The 17,084-nt window shown below is 32.4% G+C and carries 17 protein-coding genes; 8 read left to right on the forward strand and 9 right to left on the reverse strand.

Annotated features, from left to right (window positions below):
- Nucleotides 1–49 precede the first annotated feature (49 nt).
- The 3 genes from ACQY44_RS19220 to ACQY44_RS19230 all read right to left on the reverse strand — a co-directional run bounded on the left by ACQY44_RS19220 (nucleotide 50) and on the right by ACQY44_RS19230 (nucleotide 2,554).
- Nucleotides 50–727, reverse strand: a complete 678-nt coding sequence (locus tag ACQY44_RS19220; protein ID WP_428231912.1) for a Crp/Fnr family transcriptional regulator — start codon at nucleotides 725–727, stop codon at nucleotides 50–52.
- A 197-nt stretch (nucleotides 728–924) separates the two neighbouring features.
- The gene (locus ACQY44_RS19225; protein WP_428231913.1) at nucleotides 925–1,302 is read right to left on the reverse strand and encodes a hypothetical protein; all 378 of its coding nucleotides are present in this window, start codon (nucleotides 1,300–1,302) and stop codon (nucleotides 925–927) included.
- An 823-nt stretch (nucleotides 1,303–2,125) separates the two neighbouring features.
- Nucleotides 2,126–2,554, reverse strand: a complete 429-nt coding sequence (locus ACQY44_RS19230; RefSeq protein ID WP_428231914.1) for a response regulator — start codon at nucleotides 2,552–2,554, stop codon at nucleotides 2,126–2,128.
- 540 nt (nucleotides 2,555–3,094) lie between these two features.
- On the opposite strand from ACQY44_RS19230, the gene ACQY44_RS19235 reads away from it, so the two are divergent.
- Complete coding sequence (locus tag ACQY44_RS19235; RefSeq protein ID WP_428232148.1) at nucleotides 3,095–3,649, forward strand: fasciclin domain-containing protein; 555 nt, start codon at nucleotides 3,095–3,097, stop codon at nucleotides 3,647–3,649.
- A 401-nt stretch (nucleotides 3,650–4,050) separates the two neighbouring features.
- Here ACQY44_RS19235 and ACQY44_RS19240 read toward each other — a convergent pair whose 3' ends face one another.
- Nucleotides 4,051–4,863 (reverse strand): ferritin-like domain-containing protein, encoded by an 813-nt coding sequence (locus ACQY44_RS19240; protein WP_428231915.1) that lies wholly within the window; start codon nucleotides 4,861–4,863, stop codon nucleotides 4,051–4,053.
- Nucleotides 4,864–4,889: 26 nt separating this feature from the next.
- The gene (locus ACQY44_RS19245; protein WP_428230162.1) at nucleotides 4,890–5,636 is read right to left on the reverse strand and encodes a ferritin-like domain-containing protein; all 747 of its coding nucleotides are present in this window, start codon (nucleotides 5,634–5,636) and stop codon (nucleotides 4,890–4,892) included.
- Nucleotides 5,637–7,703: 2,067 nt separating this feature from the next.
- On the opposite strand from ACQY44_RS19245, the gene ACQY44_RS19250 reads away from it, so the two are divergent.
- From ACQY44_RS19250 to ACQY44_RS19270, 5 genes are all read left to right on the forward strand, one after another.
- Nucleotides 7,704–7,940: a DUF1016 N-terminal domain-containing protein gene (locus ACQY44_RS19250; protein ID WP_428232149.1), complete on the forward strand. Its 237-nt coding sequence runs from the start codon at nucleotides 7,704–7,706 to the stop codon at nucleotides 7,938–7,940.
- Nucleotides 7,941–8,152: 212 nt separating this feature from the next.
- On the forward strand, nucleotides 8,153–8,443 hold the full coding sequence (locus ACQY44_RS19255; protein WP_428231916.1) for a helix-turn-helix domain-containing protein: 291 nt from the start codon (nucleotides 8,153–8,155) through the stop codon (nucleotides 8,441–8,443).
- A 242-nt stretch (nucleotides 8,444–8,685) separates the two neighbouring features.
- Nucleotides 8,686–10,167 carry a Fic family protein gene (locus ACQY44_RS19260; RefSeq protein WP_428231917.1) on the forward strand — a complete coding sequence of 494 codons (1,482 nt, stop codon included), beginning with the start codon at nucleotides 8,686–8,688 and terminating at the stop codon, nucleotides 10,165–10,167.
- Between the two features lie 554 nt (nucleotides 10,168–10,721).
- Nucleotides 10,722–11,762, forward strand: coding sequence for a phage integrase SAM-like domain-containing protein (locus ACQY44_RS19265; protein WP_428231918.1), 1,041 nt, complete (start codon nucleotides 10,722–10,724; stop codon nucleotides 11,760–11,762).
- A complete protein-coding gene (locus tag ACQY44_RS19270) occupies nucleotides 11,716–12,762 on the forward strand; it encodes a Fic family protein (RefSeq protein ID WP_428231919.1) in 1,047 nt (348 codons plus the stop codon). The genes ACQY44_RS19265 and ACQY44_RS19270 overlap by 47 nt, the downstream gene beginning before the upstream one ends.
- Before the next feature lie 883 nt (nucleotides 12,763–13,645).
- Here the strand turns inward: ACQY44_RS19270 and ACQY44_RS19275 are convergent.
- The 4 genes from ACQY44_RS19275 to ACQY44_RS19290 all read right to left on the reverse strand — a co-directional run bounded on the left by ACQY44_RS19275 (nucleotide 13,646) and on the right by ACQY44_RS19290 (nucleotide 15,364).
- A complete protein-coding gene (locus tag ACQY44_RS19275; RefSeq protein WP_428231920.1) occupies nucleotides 13,646–13,897 on the reverse strand; it encodes a hypothetical protein in 252 nt (83 codons plus the stop codon).
- Between the two features lie 28 nt (nucleotides 13,898–13,925).
- Nucleotides 13,926–14,624 carry a hypothetical protein gene (locus ACQY44_RS19280; protein WP_428231921.1) on the reverse strand — a complete coding sequence of 233 codons (699 nt, stop codon included), beginning with the start codon at nucleotides 14,622–14,624 and terminating at the stop codon, nucleotides 13,926–13,928.
- A gap of 174 nt (nucleotides 14,625–14,798) precedes the next feature.
- Complete coding sequence (locus tag ACQY44_RS19285; RefSeq protein WP_428231922.1) at nucleotides 14,799–15,068, reverse strand: hypothetical protein; 270 nt, start codon at nucleotides 15,066–15,068, stop codon at nucleotides 14,799–14,801.
- Between the two features lie 17 nt (nucleotides 15,069–15,085).
- Nucleotides 15,086–15,364, reverse strand: coding sequence for a hypothetical protein (locus ACQY44_RS19290; RefSeq protein WP_428231923.1), 279 nt, complete (start codon nucleotides 15,362–15,364; stop codon nucleotides 15,086–15,088).
- A gap of 586 nt (nucleotides 15,365–15,950) precedes the next feature.
- Between ACQY44_RS19290 and ACQY44_RS19295 the strand changes: the two genes are divergently transcribed.
- A complete protein-coding gene (locus tag ACQY44_RS19295) occupies nucleotides 15,951–16,484 on the forward strand; it encodes an OmpH family outer membrane protein (RefSeq protein ID WP_428231924.1) in 534 nt (177 codons plus the stop codon).
- Nucleotides 16,471–17,073 (forward strand): hypothetical protein, encoded by a 603-nt coding sequence (locus ACQY44_RS19300; RefSeq protein ID WP_428231925.1) that lies wholly within the window; start codon nucleotides 16,471–16,473, stop codon nucleotides 17,071–17,073. The genes ACQY44_RS19295 and ACQY44_RS19300 overlap by 14 nt, the downstream gene beginning before the upstream one ends.
- The last annotated feature ends 11 nt before the right edge of the window (nucleotides 17,074–17,084 follow it).

Consider the following 17,084-nt stretch of genomic DNA (forward strand, 5'->3'; position numbering starts at 1 on the left):
AACTATGAGAAAGCGAAATGTCAGCTAAGTTACACTTAGCCCAAAATAATTATAATTTGGTAATATCGGTAATGACAATTTCTTTTCTGTTGTAGTTTAAAAGATTATTGGTTTCCATTTCATTCAGCAATTGCGTTGCCGTCTGTCTCGAGGTACAAATAATTTGGGCAATATCATTTTGGGTTAAATAATTTTCCATTACAACTGCATTTCCGCTTGTAACTCCTTCTTGTTCTGCCCAGTTTTTGAGGAACTGATAGAGTCTTGTCTTAGCGTCTTTAGAAATTAAATTGGCATAATTATTTTTAATACGCTTCATTTTTAACCCCACAAACTTGGTATATGAAAGTGCTAAAGTTGGATTACGAAGCAATAAATCTTCAAAATCAGACAGCAAAAAACTGCAAATTACAACATCGTCTGAAAGAACTTTTGCATATTCTTCGTTTTTATTATCTGTTTCTAAAGTTAGTTCTCCAAATAAATCTCCTTTTTGAATAATGTCTTTTATAATTTCATTGCCATTATCATCAAGGGCAACAATCTTGATATTTCCTTTTTTAAGTAAAAAAATCCGGGGAACATCTGAAGAAGAAAAATAAATAATTTCACCTTTTGAGGCTTTTCTAAAACCTGTGATTATACAAAGTTGTTTGATTTGAGAAAAAGTCAAAGTTCTAAACAATTTATGATCACGCAAATACCAATATTTTAATTCTTCGTACATAAGAGATGTCATTATTTTGTAAATGTAAACAATTTGAAAATAATTTGCTTCCAGGTGTAAATTACTTAGAATTACACCTGGAAAATATTCTATGATACAATTAAATCGCAGGTTCAAGCCCTATAAGCTCTTAATAAAAGAGTTTTTAATTTGAGCGTTTTTTTAAAAGACTTTTTTTGTGATTCAACTACTCTCATTCATAGATCAGTTCGCCTCTTTAAGCAAATAAACTTCGATAATTCTTCTGTCGAAGCATTTAGTGATTCGGCAGATTGAATAATCAAAAGTAAAATTTCTCTCAGCTCATTATTTCCAAGATTTACATCTTCACACAACAATTTTGAAAGACCTAGAATATTGGCAACCGATTTTCTAACCTTGTGAGAAATTGTAAACATCATCTGCTCTAAACCAATGTTAAACTCTTCCATATTGAACTCTTTTTCTGTTTCTCTAATGTTCAAATTTACATTAGCAATTTTTAAATCTTTAGCACATCTTTCCAATTCTTCGTGATTAAAAATAAGTTCTTGCTTCGCTTTTCTTAACTTATCTAATATAATATCTTGATCCATAATTTACAATTAATAAAGTTAGATTAAAAGTATAACATTTAAAACTACTTTTCTTACCTAAAGATGCATAACATCAATATCACTAACGTTCTTTGGGCTGACTAAAAGTTTTTTAAATCTTAATCCGTTTAGAATTCTGTACGTGATAAAACAATCTTGTTTGATATGTTATTTAGGTATTTACATTGTATATTTCTTTTAGAAAATCAACTCTCTTTAAAATCAACTTTATTTGATAATTTGCCTGTATCTGATTTACAATTATTGCCACTTGCCTTAATTGAGAGAGATTGGATACTAATCCTTTGCCCTGCGCTTGGCTGACAAGGAATCGACCCTTACCTGATCTATTGCAAAGCATTACTTAAATTTGTTCATATATGCTTTATTAAATTACCAAAACAGCGATTTTTCAAAATTTGGTTAATTAATGTGAAATTAGTTGGACCTCCAAAAAAAGCAGCTCTTGCTGATATAGTAATATTATTTATTGCCCTTTAAAATTCCATACAATCTATGCATGATATGACATGAAAAATCATATTAAATACTAATGTTTTGTCTTAATTGATCTTGGGGAGCCAAAGCATTCAAACCAAGAAATTAATCATATAAGAAATATTGTTTTTTTTATCTGAATTTTATTTTTTTTAGCAGTAATTAACTTACATTTTATCCTTGTGAACTTGAACCATTATCTCCCCAAATATCAAGAATAAGAGTATTATCAGAAATATCATTTTTTCTAGTTCATAAATGATTCGTGCTGCATTTTAATTTGATCGCCTGGTAATTATAAATATTACGTTCAGGCGTAAACGGACTATAAAATGGTTATGATTTGAGCAACGAAATCATTATAATTATTGGATTTACTCATGTATCTTTCTATTTCATACTTTTTTGCTGATAGATTTTTCCTAATGATGTCTTCAGGAGCGGAAGAAATCAGAATAACCTCTATATATCTAAGTCTTGTATCATTTCGTAATTCATTAAGGAAGTCAAGTCCATTTAAACAAGGCATATTAATATCAAGAAACAGTAAATCCGGTAAATTTTCTGAAATCTTTAATTCGGCAAGTGCTTTGAGAGGATTAGTAGCGTAACTAAAAACGATTTCTTTTTTGAGTGAATTGATAACTTCCAGAAAAAGTTCCGCATCATCTATGTCATCATCAATTAAAAGAATATTTTTATACAACATATTTTCTATATTTTGAATTACTCTAAGTGTAAAGTCCTGTAGCATTATTTTAGTCCAGTTTTTTTTAAAGTAAATTTACAATTTTCCCATTTCATTTGGAACAACTAAAACAGGCGATTCTTTAAACATTTAAAAAGATTTATTAATCTAAAAATAAAAAAAAACCTTAACGATTATATTCGCCATTTTTATTTTTCGACTTGCTTCTAACACAAATAAACATCTAATTTTGAAATGAATTCTGAATATCATATTACTTCAAATACAATATTGCTTAAGTCTTCATTTAGAAATCGAATATGTGTATTTTCAGGCACGATTGAAAGCATTTATTGAAAACAAAAAGTATTAAATCTTATTTGTTAGAACTAATTCTGTTTTTGATTAAAGCATTGAGAAAAAAGTATATCTAAATCTTTACCGTGTCAAATTATAAAAATATTTTTCAAAAAATATTCCTTTAAATTACACATAGACAGTATTTTTTATTTTTTTTCATCCATACTTCAGTTTATTTATTGAATTTGTCAAAACCAAAAGGAATATTAAAGCGTAAATGAGCTTATAACTTAAAAATATTTAATCATTAAAACTAGAAAATTTTTAGCAGTAGCAATCTTGGCATTAGGATTTGGATTTACATCATTTGCACAAAAAACCGTAATGGTTGGCGGAGCAGCTATGTATCCTAATAAAAATATCATTGAAAATGCAGTAAACTCAAAGGATCATACAACCCTTGTAGCAGCTGTGAAAGCAGCAGGACTGGTTGAGACTTTACAAGGTAAAGGACCTTTTACTGTCTTTGCACCGACAAATGAAGCATTTAGTAAACTACCAGCTGGAACTGTTGAAACATTATTGAAACCTGAGAATATTAAAACATTACAAACTATCTTGACCTATCATGTAGTGGCTGGGAAAATGAATGCTTCAGATATTTCAAAAGCAATAAAAGCAGGTAAAGGAAAAGCAACTTTAAAAACAGTTAGCGGCGGAACTTTAACTGCTTGGATGGATGGAAAAGATTTATATATCAGCGATGAAAGCGGCAATAAAGCTAAAGTTACAATTGCAGATGTAAATCAATCAAATGGCGTTATTCATGTTGTGGATACAGTGCTTCTTCCAAAAATGTAATTCCGCAAAAATTCAATCAACTGATAAAAAAGCCCTGAAATTTCAGGGCTTTTTTTATAAATATTATAAATTAGTTTTCTCTAGCAATGAAATCCAATTTGATCTGATGGAATGTAAACCATTTTTCTAAAGAATATTGTGAATAATGCTTCCTTTACAAGTTTCTTTTTTAACCAAGATTTCATCATTATTCTTTTGCTTTTTTGCAAAGTACAAGAAATACTTTTTGTCGATAATCACTTTTACTTGTGAAGTCTGTGAAAAATATTGAATATCTAATGACTGTATTTTATATTAAAATCCAATTCCGTTATAATCAGAAATTGTGTGTTTACTTTTATATAATAAAAAAACCACCTTCACAATAACGCGAAGGTGGTTCAATATTTAGAATTGTTTTGTTAAACAATAAATAAATTTGCAATGTCAACGACTTGTTGTGTCGTAAGTGGCTCATCGTAAGCTTCTGATCCTGCAGCGGCTCCAAATGCAGTGGAAGTATTAAATCCTGCCTGTACAGTAACTCCTTCACCATCGTAACTGGCTTGTGTTGCTTGAGGCATTCCTGCGCCTCTTTCGCTGTTCGAAATCCATCCTTTTAATCCTCGTAGTCTTCTCACTTCAGAGGCATGGCGTGCTTCTACAGAATGTATTTGTAATGCAGCAGTTAATAAATCCGGTGTCGTAATTAAATTTGCTGCCTGACCTTTGTAAGCTCTTACCCCCGTATCTTCAAAGGCTTGAGCCAGGGCTAAAAAGGTTGGATAATCATGAAACGGATCAAATGCACCTCCAACAGTAAAATCAAAAGTAGGTTTTGCAACAAAATTAGCACTTGCTGGTCCGCCGAGTCCTGCAATTAAAAATTTAACATGATCTGACTCATGTAATGCTATCTGTTGAAAAACTTTTAAATCACGCCCGCCATTTTCTGATGCAGGAATTACACCTGAATCCAATGCCATGGCATAAAATTCGTTTTCAAGGTATTCTAATGTAAGAGCAAATTGCAAAGCTCCAATTGGAGTTGCCGGTGTGGCAGTAATATCTTTTGCGAATGCTTTATTTGCCATTGCAGATAATCCGAATGGGATTGATGCATATGCCAGTGTTTTTCCTATGTTTCCAAACTGATTAAAACTATCTCTTCGAGAGCTGGTGCTTCTCATTAAGCTATCATCAGTAAATGTTTCTATAAATTTTAAAATATTCATAATTTCTAAGTTTTAGCTAGTTAAGATTAAGGTAAATATTTGGCAGTAAATTTTGTAGTGATAAATCCACCTGCAATTGGCAGGATTTTAGAAGGATCTTTAGCAACATCCAATCCTGTTGTTGCGTTTACAACGTCATCACCTGCAAAATCCTTAGAGTTAGGATTGATTAAACTTCTAATAGCTGACGCATGTCTCGCTTCTACCGAAACAATTTTTCCGGCTAATAGTAAATAATCAGCACTTTTGATTAATTTTCCAGCTCCGTTATAAGCAGCAACTCCCGTGTCTTCAAGTGCTTTTGCTGTTGCAAGAACATCGGTACGGCTATTGAAATTCAAAGCTCCATAGTTAAAAGCTAATGTAGGAAGCAATTGTGTGCTCGGATTAGGAAGTGCTCCTGTTAAAGCAGCTTTAAAAAAGTCCCTGTGAATTACTTCGTGATGATATAAATCAGTTAGTACCTGACGCTCAATATCGTTAAAAGTGCTGTTGAATGCTGATGAATTTACAACTTTAGTATAAAAGTCAGCTTCTAGTTGCTCTAAGGCGTAAGCATATGTTAATACACCAAAATCTCCGGAGCCTAAATCAAACACACCATTTCGAACTCCTGGAAGCGATGTGTCTTCTGGCTCGTTATCATCGTCATTGTTGCTGCAACCAGCGATTACCAGACCCGCGCTTGCCAATGCCAAGCCACTGAGCTTTAAGAAGCTCCTTCTGTTATTCAATGAGCGGTCAACTTCATGAATTTTAACTTCGTTTTTCATAATTTAATTCTTTAAAGTGTTATTAATAGTAATTATAATTATTCCGTAAATAGATATAAACGAAATCTTTCATATTGCAGTTTTGAAATTTTAGGCTTTTTTTTAAGATTTTTCGATTAAACAATAAATGTACGTATTTACTTTGTAATTAAAAAAATTATGAAGTATTACTTTTGAAACTAACACTATAGTAATTAATCAATTGCACAATATTTCATAGAATATGAAAATATTTATTATGGAAAGATGGGAAGTAAAGGTTAAGTTATTTTCAAAGCAAACTTTAAGGTTGCTCCAGCACAATAAGATAGGTGATTTCCTAGTACAAATAAATAGTATTCACCTTTTTTCAATGACGCCGACGAATTTGTAACTAATTAAGTCACATATATAATTATAAAAATTCACTAAAGATGAAAATTCATCTGTCATTTATAAGCCATTCTCACTTACTATTGAATTTTTAATAATCCACAAAGTTTCGCAGTCTTTGTTTACATATATTAATAAGTAATTTAAAAAAGCTAATAAAATTCGATTTTCCAACTCCATTAAGACCTATAAGAATATTGATAGGTCTTATATGAATTATACCCTGAATCTTTGATAGATTTAAAGTTCTTAATATTAATACTACTAATTGGCATTTCATGCAATTAATTATGTTAAGATATGATAGTAAAAATAATTACCCTTACGTATGGTCTCACTAATTTTAAGCCAGATCGTATGATAGCGGCGATTTTGATGATTTAAACGTCTAAATCCCCATCCTAAATAATCCTGTGTACAGCAGTTCCATGATTTTTAACATTAATGCGTGGATAACACTTTTCAGAGTTAATCGTCATATTTACAAATATTTTCAATTGCGTCCGCACTGCGGACACAATTGAACTAGTCAAATAAAAATATGCACACACAAAAAAATAAAGATCGATATTATTATTCCATAGATTTTGTCAAATATAAATGACATAATTTATTATGGCATTTTTTTCACGAGCAAATTAAAAACTCACAACCTCTGTTTCATAAGGAGTTAACACCCTAAATTAAAGTTATAGACGCGGATAAAAATTATTTCCTTTATAAAACATTGAAAAAACATTTTATCTTTGCACCCGCAATGAGAAAATGATTACGTCTTACTGGAGGAATGGCAGAGCGGTCGAATGCGGCAGTCTTGAAAACTGCTTAATTTGTACGGCTGATCAAATGGCACTTTGCCTATTGTACCTGCTTCAAGATCAACTGTTACGACAACAGGGTCTTTAGTCTGAGAATAGATAAAACCGCTATTCATAATCAAACAAATTAATAGTAATAATTGGGTTGTAATGTATTTTTTCATTTATAGAAGTTAAAATAATTCCTTACTGAGTAAATTAAAAAATAGGTCAAAATCTATCAAACCACACTGTCAAATCTAATATGCGACAGAAATAAAACCGCCAGATTTCAGCGTTATGTATTCATAAAAATCTCAAATTTAGTGTATTGGCATGTTTTTTTTATCTCCTAAAAACCAATGCATTAATAGAAATTTTAGTACAAATCAAACGTATGGATTTTTTGAGAATTTAAACTAAGTAAAAACACCTGTTTTTTTTTAAAGTCAAAACATAAACAGCTAAGGCCGTTTTAAAGATATTCACCACTCTAAGTTTTGTGGCAGAATCGTGGCACAGCCGAAAATGTAAATTAAAAGCTATTAAAGCCAGCACCTCCCAGAATTATTGTTCGAATCGGAGTGAGAGCGACACAAAATTGGTTTATTTTTCACATAAATTTTAGAAATCTTGAAATGGTTTGAAAACTTGAGATTACAAAAACTCACGCCAAAATAATTATATTCACGCCAAATTCGCGCCAAAACAGCTATATTCTCGCCAAACTAAAGCCATTAAAGTGATATATCTTGTTTTTTGCGTCAACATCATATCCAAATACTTAAAGCTTATAAAGAACCTAGTGACAGGATCAGCGAACTGACACAAAACATTAAGAATAAGGTTAATTTCAATAATAGTTTTTAATAACGCACACTGCGGATGCAATCAGAATATCCTACAGAACAAACGTGCAGATTACGCAAAACAAATTGTGCCGACAGTGTCGACACAATTGAAAGAACGATATGGTAATAATTTCGAATTAAGAAATTTACGACGTATGATGCAGTTTGCGGAGCAATTTACCGATTTGCAAATTGTCGTGCCATTGTCACGACAATTGTCTTGGTCGCATTTTGTGGAATTTTATCTGTATCATTTGTCACACTCTACTCCTTTATTTTCTTAAAGTTTAAGTTTTTACAGTACATTTAACGTAAAACAGCACGATAGCAGAAACAAATGAAACAGATAAGGATCAAGAAAAAGAAGAGATAATGATGATAATGGATAAGAGAATAGAAACAATATAAAAAAATTATAAATGATTGTTATTTCAAACAAATAAACCGATTTTGTATGAAATAACAATCAATGTTAATAACATTAGTACTATATTGAATGATGAACAGGAAGAAACAAATCATTTATCCTAAATATAAGGAAGTGATGGAACAAATGGGAGAAAATATTAAACTAGCGAGAAAAAGACGTAAACTTACTACTACTCAATTAGCTGAACGTGCAGATATTGCAAGATCTACTTTGTACCTTATAGAACGGGGAAATTCAGGTGTAGCTATGGGTGGTTATTTTAATGTGCTTCGCGTCTTAGGCCTTCAAGAAGATTTTCTTAAACTTGCAGCGGATGATAATTTTGGACGAAAGTTACAAGACTTAGAGTTGCTATAATTTAGAAGAATAGCATAGACCAAATTTGATATGTATGTTCATGTGATAATTGTAAATATTTGTAAAACTGTGATTTTATAAATGCAAAAATTTGTGTTAATCACTATTTTTTTAGTCGTTAGCTTTAAAAATTTGTAAACACAACCCACTAATCTTAAAAATTTGTAATTTAACACCCTCTTATATTTAAAAATTTGTGTTAAGACAAAAATAATTGTACTTTAGCTGGAAATATTTGTGATATGGATAAAACAACACCACTCCATCTACAGGAAATAATTTTTTCATCAAGTGATCCTGAAATAAGCAGATCCATTTCAAAATTAAAAAGAGATGGAAAACTTCGCAAAATTGCTGCAAAAATTTATACGCCTAATTTTGATTCTGATGCTTCAGAGATAATCAGAAGAAATCTATATAAAATTTTGGGTCACCTTTATCCAGGCATTTTATTAAGCCACCGCTCCGCTTTAGAATTTGCTCCGACACAAAATGGAGAAGTTTTTTTAACTTATAGCTACGACCGTAAGGTTTCACTTCCAGGTGTAACTTTAAATATTACAAAAGGATATGCACCAATTCCAGGGGATAACGAAATGAGTAACGGCTTATTTGTATCTCAAAGAGAAAGAGCTTTTTTAGAGAACTTTCAAGATTCTCGAAAATCAGCAGGACAATTGAAAACATTGGAAAAAAAAGAATTAGAAGAAAAACTTGAAAAAATTATCAGGATACAAGGTGAAATAGGGCTCAACGAACTGAGAGATAAAGCCAGAACGATAAGTGAAAAATTGAGCCTTCAGAAAGAATATTCTAGATTAAACATTATAATAAGCGCACTCCTTACTACTCATACATCCAGTGTTCTTACTTCTCCTGTTGCACAAGCCAGGGCATTTGGAAATCCATATGACCCTTCAAGAATTCAACTTTTTGAAAAACTATTTATCGAATTGCAACAAAGAACCTTTGCTGATATCACAGACAAAAATATAAATTCTGACCAGTTTAGAAATTTTGCTTTTTACGAAGCGTATTTTTCTAATTTCATAGAAGGAACTAGATTTGATGTAGAAGATGCCCGCAAGATAATTACAACACAAACTCCACTTCCCACAAGGAATGAGGATTCGCATGATGTCCTAGGCACGTTTCAAATTGTGAGCAGTAAAACAGAAATGTCGATTGTTCCTACAGATGCTGAACAACTTATTGATATGCTTAAGTATCGTCACAAAATACTTATGAGTGCCAGACCAGATAAAAATCCTGGAAACTTTAAAGAAAAAAACAATTTTGCTGGAGACACAGCCTTTGTAGATTTTAGCCAGGTTCTAGGTACACTGCATGAGGGTTTCAATTTTTATCGTGCAATCTCGCATCCATTTGCCAAGGCTGCATACATGATGTTTATGATTAGTGAAATACATCCTTTTTTAGATGGCAATGGAAGAATTGCCAGAATAATGATGAATGCAGAACTTGTTAATGCAGGACAGTCAAAAATTATAATACCGACTGTTTTCAGGGAGGACTACCTTGGAGGTCTACGCCAACTTACCAGAAGATCCGAGCCTGACACTTATATTAGAATGCTACAGCGTGCTCAACTTTTCAGCGCTTCTATTTCCGGTATCGGTACAGAGGAAATCAACACCGTTCTGGAACAGAGTAACGCTTTTAAAGAAGGTGATCAATACATCTTACAAATAAAGGCTACATAGATCAGACTTAATTCGACCTAAAGAGATTTATAAAATATCTACATAAAAAATAAATTGTTTTGATATAATTTGAAATATTTATGTGGGTTTGTACAACATTACAAATAAAAAAAATGTATTTTTACGTTTTAACAAACAATCAATTATAACTCATTCAAAAACAAGTTGTTACAACTAAAATAAGCACGTTTTAAAGTTCGTGGCATAATCGTGGCGCGACAGAAAAAAAATATTAGAAATGCAGTATAAAAGGGGTATGCGGAGCTTAGGTTCGAATCCCTCTTTCTCCGCCAGATGAAGTTTCAGAAGAAACTTTAAAAGTCAAAAGCCTTTAAACACTAGTGTTTAAAGGCTTTTTCGTTTTTACACACTTTTCAAAAAGCACATGTTTTATCAAAGAATGGTTACCCTATTAGTTACCCTGTCTTTTTTTGATTTTTTTTTCTCAAAAAAGGGTAACTAAAACAAAAGAATTCCCCGGGAATTCCCTGCTGTCAATGGGCTCTCTTAAAATTATTAATTCAATTTGATTATTAATTTTAAAACTAGATAACATGTTAAAAGTAATTTTTTACCAGAAATCCGACAGAGTAAACAAGAACGGCGAATCTCCAATTTATGCCCGTTTGAACTACAATGACAAACAAATTTCAATGTCAACCGGACAAGCCATTTCAAAAGAAAGATGGGCCAGCACAAATAACCTTAGAAATCCGCTTAAAATTGAAAAGGAAATAGTAATCAAAAATCTACTTGATCTTTTCCAACTTAATGCAGCCAAAAAATTTACTGAACTCTTCAGAATTGATCCTGAGGTTAATCTTCAATTATTAAAAGCTGAACTCACAGGAAAAGTAAAAATCGACCAGCCTGAAGGCCCAACCATAATTGAGATTATGGACACTTACAACTTATTTTTCACCAAAAGAGTTAACTCAGGAGAGCGCGCACCGGCTTCTCTACAGAAGTATAAAAGAGCAAAAGAGCTGCTTTTAAATTTCATCAGTAGCAACTATAAAAAGGAAGATATGCCGGCATCTGAACTATCAAGCTCATTTGTTTTTAAACTGGAGCAGTTCCTTAAATACGAAAGCAGTTTTAAAGAACAGACAGGCATCAAAAACAATTCGGTGGTAAAGTATATAAAAATGTATAAAACTGCCTGCAATTATGCCATTAAAATGGATTTGATCATAAAAGACCCATTCAATATTTATGACGGCAGACTAAGCGTAAAAGATGCTGTTTTTCTAACCCAGCAGGAGCTGAACACAATCGAGAATAAAATATTTTCAACACCTCGTCTGGAAAAAGTTAAGGACATATTTCTTTTCAGCTGCTACACAGGATATGCGCCTGTCGATGCCTTGGAACTCACTGAAAGAAACTTATCAGAAGATTCTACTGGAAATTTATGGATTATGACCAGCAGAGCCAAAACTGCCATTAGAGCCAATGTTCCGATGCTACCTACTGTTGAGAAAATTATTTCAAAATACAAAAATCAGCAAAAAGGTCTCATCCCGAAAATTTCCAATCAGAAAATGAATGCTTATCTCAAGGAAATCGCTGATTTACCAGCAGAATCCAACTGATGCCAGAACACTTCTTTCGACATTCCGAGACGGCACAGAAATACTGGCATTGCTTCTCGACGGCGGGAAGAGTGTAGTTGCGGGACGAATTGCCGGAGCATTCAGAAACATTGATCGTCCGAAAATTGCCAATGATATTCTAAATGGAATGAAAGCGGCAGATTATAACGTACGTGAACTAGACCCTTTTACGCACAAAAGCCAGATTATATTTTCACAGCGCCAGATTTCACCCCATGTAAACCGAATGGAACTGATGTGGAACGAAATGCGAGAAGAAATCATAAAAATCTTCCCTCCCGCACCAGGTCTTCCAACCAATCAAGCCGCGTATCTAAAACAAGTTGAAGATAATTACATCAATGACGCCTACAACTCATTATCCATAGAAGGATACCGAGTTAATACAGAACTGATTGAAAGGGTACGCAGCGGCACATGGCAGCCCGATATCAATGAACAAGACAGACAGACCCGTGATGCAATGGCGGCCAGAGGCTACTGGCAGGCTTTTCAAATGGTTCAAAAAACAATTGAAGCAATACTGGGTGGTACAAATCCGGGAACTGCCGCAGATAATGATCATGCCACTTGGTACAGAGAAATGTTCGCACCAAGCGCAACAGCTGGTATTATAAAACCATCTGATCTGGCCGGCTACAGAAATCAGCCGATTTACATACGCGGCTCAAAACATGTTCCTCCTGCAATGGAAGCCGTAAGAGATCTTATGCCAGCATTTTTTGATCTGTTAGCAACTGAAGAAAATGCAGGAGTACGAGTTGTGCTGGGACATTTCTTTTTTGTCTTTATACACCCTTACAGTGACGGAAATGGAAGGATTGGCAGATTCCTAATGAACTCCATGATGGCATCGGGTGGCTATCCATGGACCGTTATCCCGCTCGAAAGAAGAGCCGAATATATGGCATCTCTAGAAAGTGCAAGTGCCGGAGACGATATCATTCCATTTGCTTCATTCATAGCTTCACTGCTATAAAAAACATTTGAAATTACCACAATCTTAGGGAACGATAAAATCAGTAAAATTAAGTTCTTCTAAGCTTAGGTTCTAAACTGTATTAGCTTCAGCAATCTTTAACGATTTTATCTGAGTTTGAAAATATGGATCTCAATTGTCGTTACAGTGTCACGACAATTTTCCTGTTAACTAGCGGTATAATGCTTGAACTTTATTTTCTCAAAGTTGATTCGGTATTAACTTTCTAATTGTGCCGACAGTGACGGCACAATTGGTTTTCACTATTGTATCCGCAGTTTGGACCTAATTGTATAATTGCCTATTATTTTTTCAGTGCTTTCAATTAATTTGTCTATATTTTCTTTCACAAGTTGTTCTAATTGATATGTCGCACCCCTAAAGGTTTATCTAATCCGCGCATTGCATATTCAACTTTTATATTACTTTTTGAATATGCAGGTTTCAAGTCTTAGGTTCGAATCCTGCGCTCTGCGTTTATCACAAACATTATCGATTGTATATTTCCTTTTTTTTACGGAATTCAACGAGTTATCTTTATGTTGCGGAGTCTGAAGCTCCATATATAGAATGTTTCTCCAGCGAAGCTTCCAGACTAACCAAAGTCTTTATGAATAATTTAGTCATCTTGAAATTCCCATTGGTATAGGCATACCTGAAGTCTAGTTTAACCCTAAAAAAATAGACTAAAAATTGGATTCATTGATTCTCCATAAGCCCGTATGCTTCAATTAGAACATTATTCATTTTATTTTTCTTAAGCCCTTTTTTGTATATTATGGATACTGGCAGCAAAACTCCATCGCGTGAAGGAATTTCTATTTCATCCACAATGAAATTATCAGGCGATCAGTCATAGAGCCTTTTAACAAAGGATTTTTAATTAAACATCCATGCAAACGTATTCGCATTTCCCGCTTAATGAACATGAAAGTATTGGAACTTTTCCAGGTCCACATAAATTTATTCCCGAAATCTCTTCTTGAGACGTATTCTTTGGTCTAAACTTTATGAAATCTATTTCTATGTCATCAATATTATTAGCTGTAAGATGATCTGCAATCATTTTGATTAAATCCTTTTTTACAAGAACTTCATCAATCTTTTTTACCTGACTTTTTTTTAATCTTGCCATAATATTCTTTATTGATTAATTGTTAGTATTACTGAATCAAATATGTTAATTGGATTATTGGATTCATACATTTTATTGTAATAGGAATTCCGATCTGAAATGTACCTATAGAACAATAGCAGGAAACTTTTGAATATGAAGCTGTTATAGACCGCATTTCTCTAAATTTTCCATTAGCAGGAGTTCCATCTGAAAGAAAATCTTCAAAAACAACTTTTTGTCCGCTTGATACAGATTTTCCAGAACTATTTTTAAGGGTACCTACAACCTTAACATCTGTTAAATAATTTGATCCAATACCATAAGAAGAAGGTTCCAAATGAATTGAAGCAACATTTGATTGTACAGCAATAATAGTTTTTTCTAATATAAATTCCCCCACAGAGCTGTCGAATTCAGGTTTCACAGAAACTATGACATTTCCAGGTTTAGTTGAAACTTTTAAAGTGGCTTTTGCTGTTAATTTACCATTATCATATTCGGCTTTCACAGTTGCTGTTTCCGTTAAAGAAGGCAGAAAACTCCCCGAAGTAGTTTTAAATATCACATTTCTTCTATCATAATCAGCATTTGAAGATAGTATTGCTATCACATTTACTGTTGACTGTCCATCGGCAGAAACTTGATCTATACTCACTGAAAAGTCTGAAAAAACTTCATTAATGTCGGTATCCTTAGTACACGAAGAAATGATAAGCGCTATTAAAAATAAAATTAATCTTTTCATCTGAATAGAGAATTTGTTACACTTTTAATACTATCAATAAAATCTATGTCTACTGATAATGACAAATAGGCAGCTGGTATTATACACTTATCGGATATTATCGGATTTGTTGAACTTCTTTTTAAAAGAGCTACTCCGCTGCTAACTTTAAATGCAAGCAACAAAACCTTCTTTTTACTGACTCATAAAATCCTTTGCATAAGCATATTGGCTTGCTCCAAGAATGGCTACAAAAAACTGTACTTCCTTGATTTCAGATGTTGATTTGTCAACAATTGAGAGTGTTTTTCCGGCATAATCCACATACATTTTATCTCCAGCCTTATGAATCATATGCATCACAGGATTGACCTTATTACTCCATTTGAAGTAGTGGAATCTAAATTGAGAGATTATAAATCCATCAACATTTAAAAAGATATAGCGCTCCCACATGCCATACATGGTTACGCCTGTTTTCTTTAATTCCCGTTCGATTTGCGGAAAAAACTCATAGACCTTTGTATCCTTGGAGTGGTAATCTCTTCTGTGCGTTGGGAAAAAAGTGCGTCTAATTCTACATCTGTTTTTTGATTAATCGATTCAAGACTTAATCCAAGTACTTCAAATAAAGAGATATATTTCTTTACCGTATTTCTGGAAAGAGACAAATACTTGCTTATAAACAACTTGCTTTTACCGCCACAATGTAATTTAATTACTTTTCTAATTTTATTCATGTCTATTGTATTATTTGCCATAGTCTGTAGTTTTATACAGATCCATGGTTAAACAACATGAAAAAAAATAGTTTTTTGGTGGTCAATTTACACCGAAAACAGGTGGTCAGTTTGAATTGAAAAAGGGTGGTCAGTTTGCTCCGAAACTGATGCTCACTTTAGGCTGAAAATTTATGGTCAATTTGACCGTTTTTTCCAACTATAAGTACGGCGAAACAAGTTTTGTTTAGCAATTTTAAAGCAAAAGGACTGACTTTTTCGACGTAAAAATCAACAAAATTTAACTCTATTTTGAAAAGAGTAAAACCTTAAAGTTTTGCTCTTTTTTTATTAAAGAAAAGGTACTTAAATCATATTATTTATTTTTTTAAGAAAAAAATGTCATAATGTGGTTTCCCGTAAAGAAATTTAAAATAAAAAAAACATATTTGTATGATTTTTAGACACGATTTAAACAGTTTTAATTTAGCAATATATTATTAAACTAATCAATAAAGCACAAAAATGACTAAAAATCAAATAGTTAAAAATGTTAAAATAATAATATATATCTGATAAAATTAGCAATAAATTGATTAATATTGCTAAAATTATCCTAATAAACAAAATGAAGAAAATCCCCTTGTATGCTGCTTGTTTAGCAGTTGTTTTAAGTATTGCTGCAATCTATTTTGCAAAATCAAGTTCAGAGTTAGTATATGTTGATGTTAACAAATTAATCACTGGATATAGTAAAACAAAAGTTGCAAAAGCAGAATTTGACAAAAAAGCCTCTTTAATGAAAGCCAATGTAGATTCTTTAATCAGTAACTGGCAAAATGAATTAAAAAACTACGAAAAAGAAAGAGCTTCTTTATCTCCTAAAGAACTAAAATTAAAGCAGGAACTGTTATCTAATAAACAGCAGCAAATTAACGGTTACCAAGAAGCTATTCAGAAAAAAATTCAGGAAGAAGACAAAAAAGTAACACAAACGGTAATTAACGATATTAACGATTATATCAAAGAATACGGAAAAGATCATAACTACAAAATCATATTTGGCGCAAGTGGCGGCGGAAACATCATGTACGCAGATGAATCTACTGACCTAACCGAAAAAGTTTTAAAAGGCCTTAATGCTGAATATGATAAGAAATAAACTTTTACCATTTATTTTACTATTATTTATTTCCTCTTGTAACAAATCATTTGATACACAAGAGGAAATGAATGCTTATATACAGGACGAAGATAACGGCTACCATTACAAAAAAACGGTATCTGGTGTTGATTATATTTTACAATATAGACCAACTGATTTATTAGTAAAACAGGAATTAACAGAAAAAAATAGTCCATCTGAGATAGAGAAATTAAGAAAACAATATAATAAGTATCTGTATTTCAACCTTTCAATGTCAAAAAACAATCAGGAGTTATTAAATGGGGTTGCGCAAGACAAAGCAAAATTTGGCCAGATGGTCAATGATTTAGCTTTTGGAATGGAGGAAAAACTACATGTTTATACTCCCGCAAAAGATACCCTTGCCCTTGCCGACTTTATTTATCCCAGAATGTACGGCATGAGTAACTCAACTTCTATTATGATAGTTTATCCTCGTGATGAAAAATATCTAAAACAAGACTATCTAAATTTTGTAATTGAAGATTTAGGTCTTGAAACTGGAGATGTTAAATTCAAAATAAATACAAAAGCCTTAATAAACGAACCTCAACTAGTTTTTTAAAATTATAAACC

Source organism: Flavobacterium sp. (assembly GCF_965277525.1).
Taxonomy (GTDB): Bacteria; Bacteroidota; Bacteroidia; order Flavobacteriales; family Flavobacteriaceae; genus Flavobacterium.

Coding starts and splice junctions, on each gene's coding strand:
- ACQY44_RS19220 (WP_428231912.1), bottom strand. CDS start 727: ATGTACGAAGAATTAAAATATTGGTATTTGCGTGATCATAAATTGTTT.
- ACQY44_RS19225 (WP_428231913.1), bottom strand. CDS start 1,302: ATGGATCAAGATATTATATTAGATAAGTTAAGAAAAGCGAAGCAAGAA.
- ACQY44_RS19230 (WP_428231914.1), bottom strand. CDS start 2,554: ATGCTACAGGACTTTACACTTAGAGTAATTCAAAATATAGAAAATATG.
- ACQY44_RS19240 (WP_428231915.1), bottom strand. CDS start 4,863: ATGAATATTTTAAAATTTATAGAAACATTTACTGATGATAGCTTAATG.
- ACQY44_RS19245 (WP_428230162.1), bottom strand. CDS start 5,636: ATGAAAAACGAAGTTAAAATTCATGAAGTTGACCGCTCATTGAATAAC.
- ACQY44_RS19255 (WP_428231916.1), top strand. CDS start 8,153: ATGATGAACAGGAAGAAACAAATCATTTATCCTAAATATAAGGAAGTG.
- ACQY44_RS19260 (WP_428231917.1), top strand. CDS start 8,686: ATGGATAAAACAACACCACTCCATCTACAGGAAATAATTTTTTCATCA.
- ACQY44_RS19265 (WP_428231918.1), top strand. CDS start 10,722: ATGTTAAAAGTAATTTTTTACCAGAAATCCGACAGAGTAAACAAGAAC.
- ACQY44_RS19270 (WP_428231919.1), top strand. CDS start 11,716: ATGCTTATCTCAAGGAAATCGCTGATTTACCAGCAGAATCCAACTGAT.
- ACQY44_RS19275 (WP_428231920.1), bottom strand. CDS start 13,897: ATGGCAAGATTAAAAAAAAGTCAGGTAAAAAAGATTGATGAAGTTCTT.
- ACQY44_RS19280 (WP_428231921.1), bottom strand. CDS start 14,624: ATGAAAAGATTAATTTTATTTTTAATAGCGCTTATCATTTCTTCGTGT.
- ACQY44_RS19285 (WP_428231922.1), bottom strand. CDS start 15,068: ATGTATGGCATGTGGGAGCGCTATATCTTTTTAAATGTTGATGGATTT.
- ACQY44_RS19290 (WP_428231923.1), bottom strand. CDS start 15,364: ATGGCAAATAATACAATAGACATGAATAAAATTAGAAAAGTAATTAAA.
- ACQY44_RS19295 (WP_428231924.1), top strand. CDS start 15,951: ATGAAGAAAATCCCCTTGTATGCTGCTTGTTTAGCAGTTGTTTTAAGT.
- ACQY44_RS19300 (WP_428231925.1), top strand. CDS start 16,471: ATGATAAGAAATAAACTTTTACCATTTATTTTACTATTATTTATTTCC.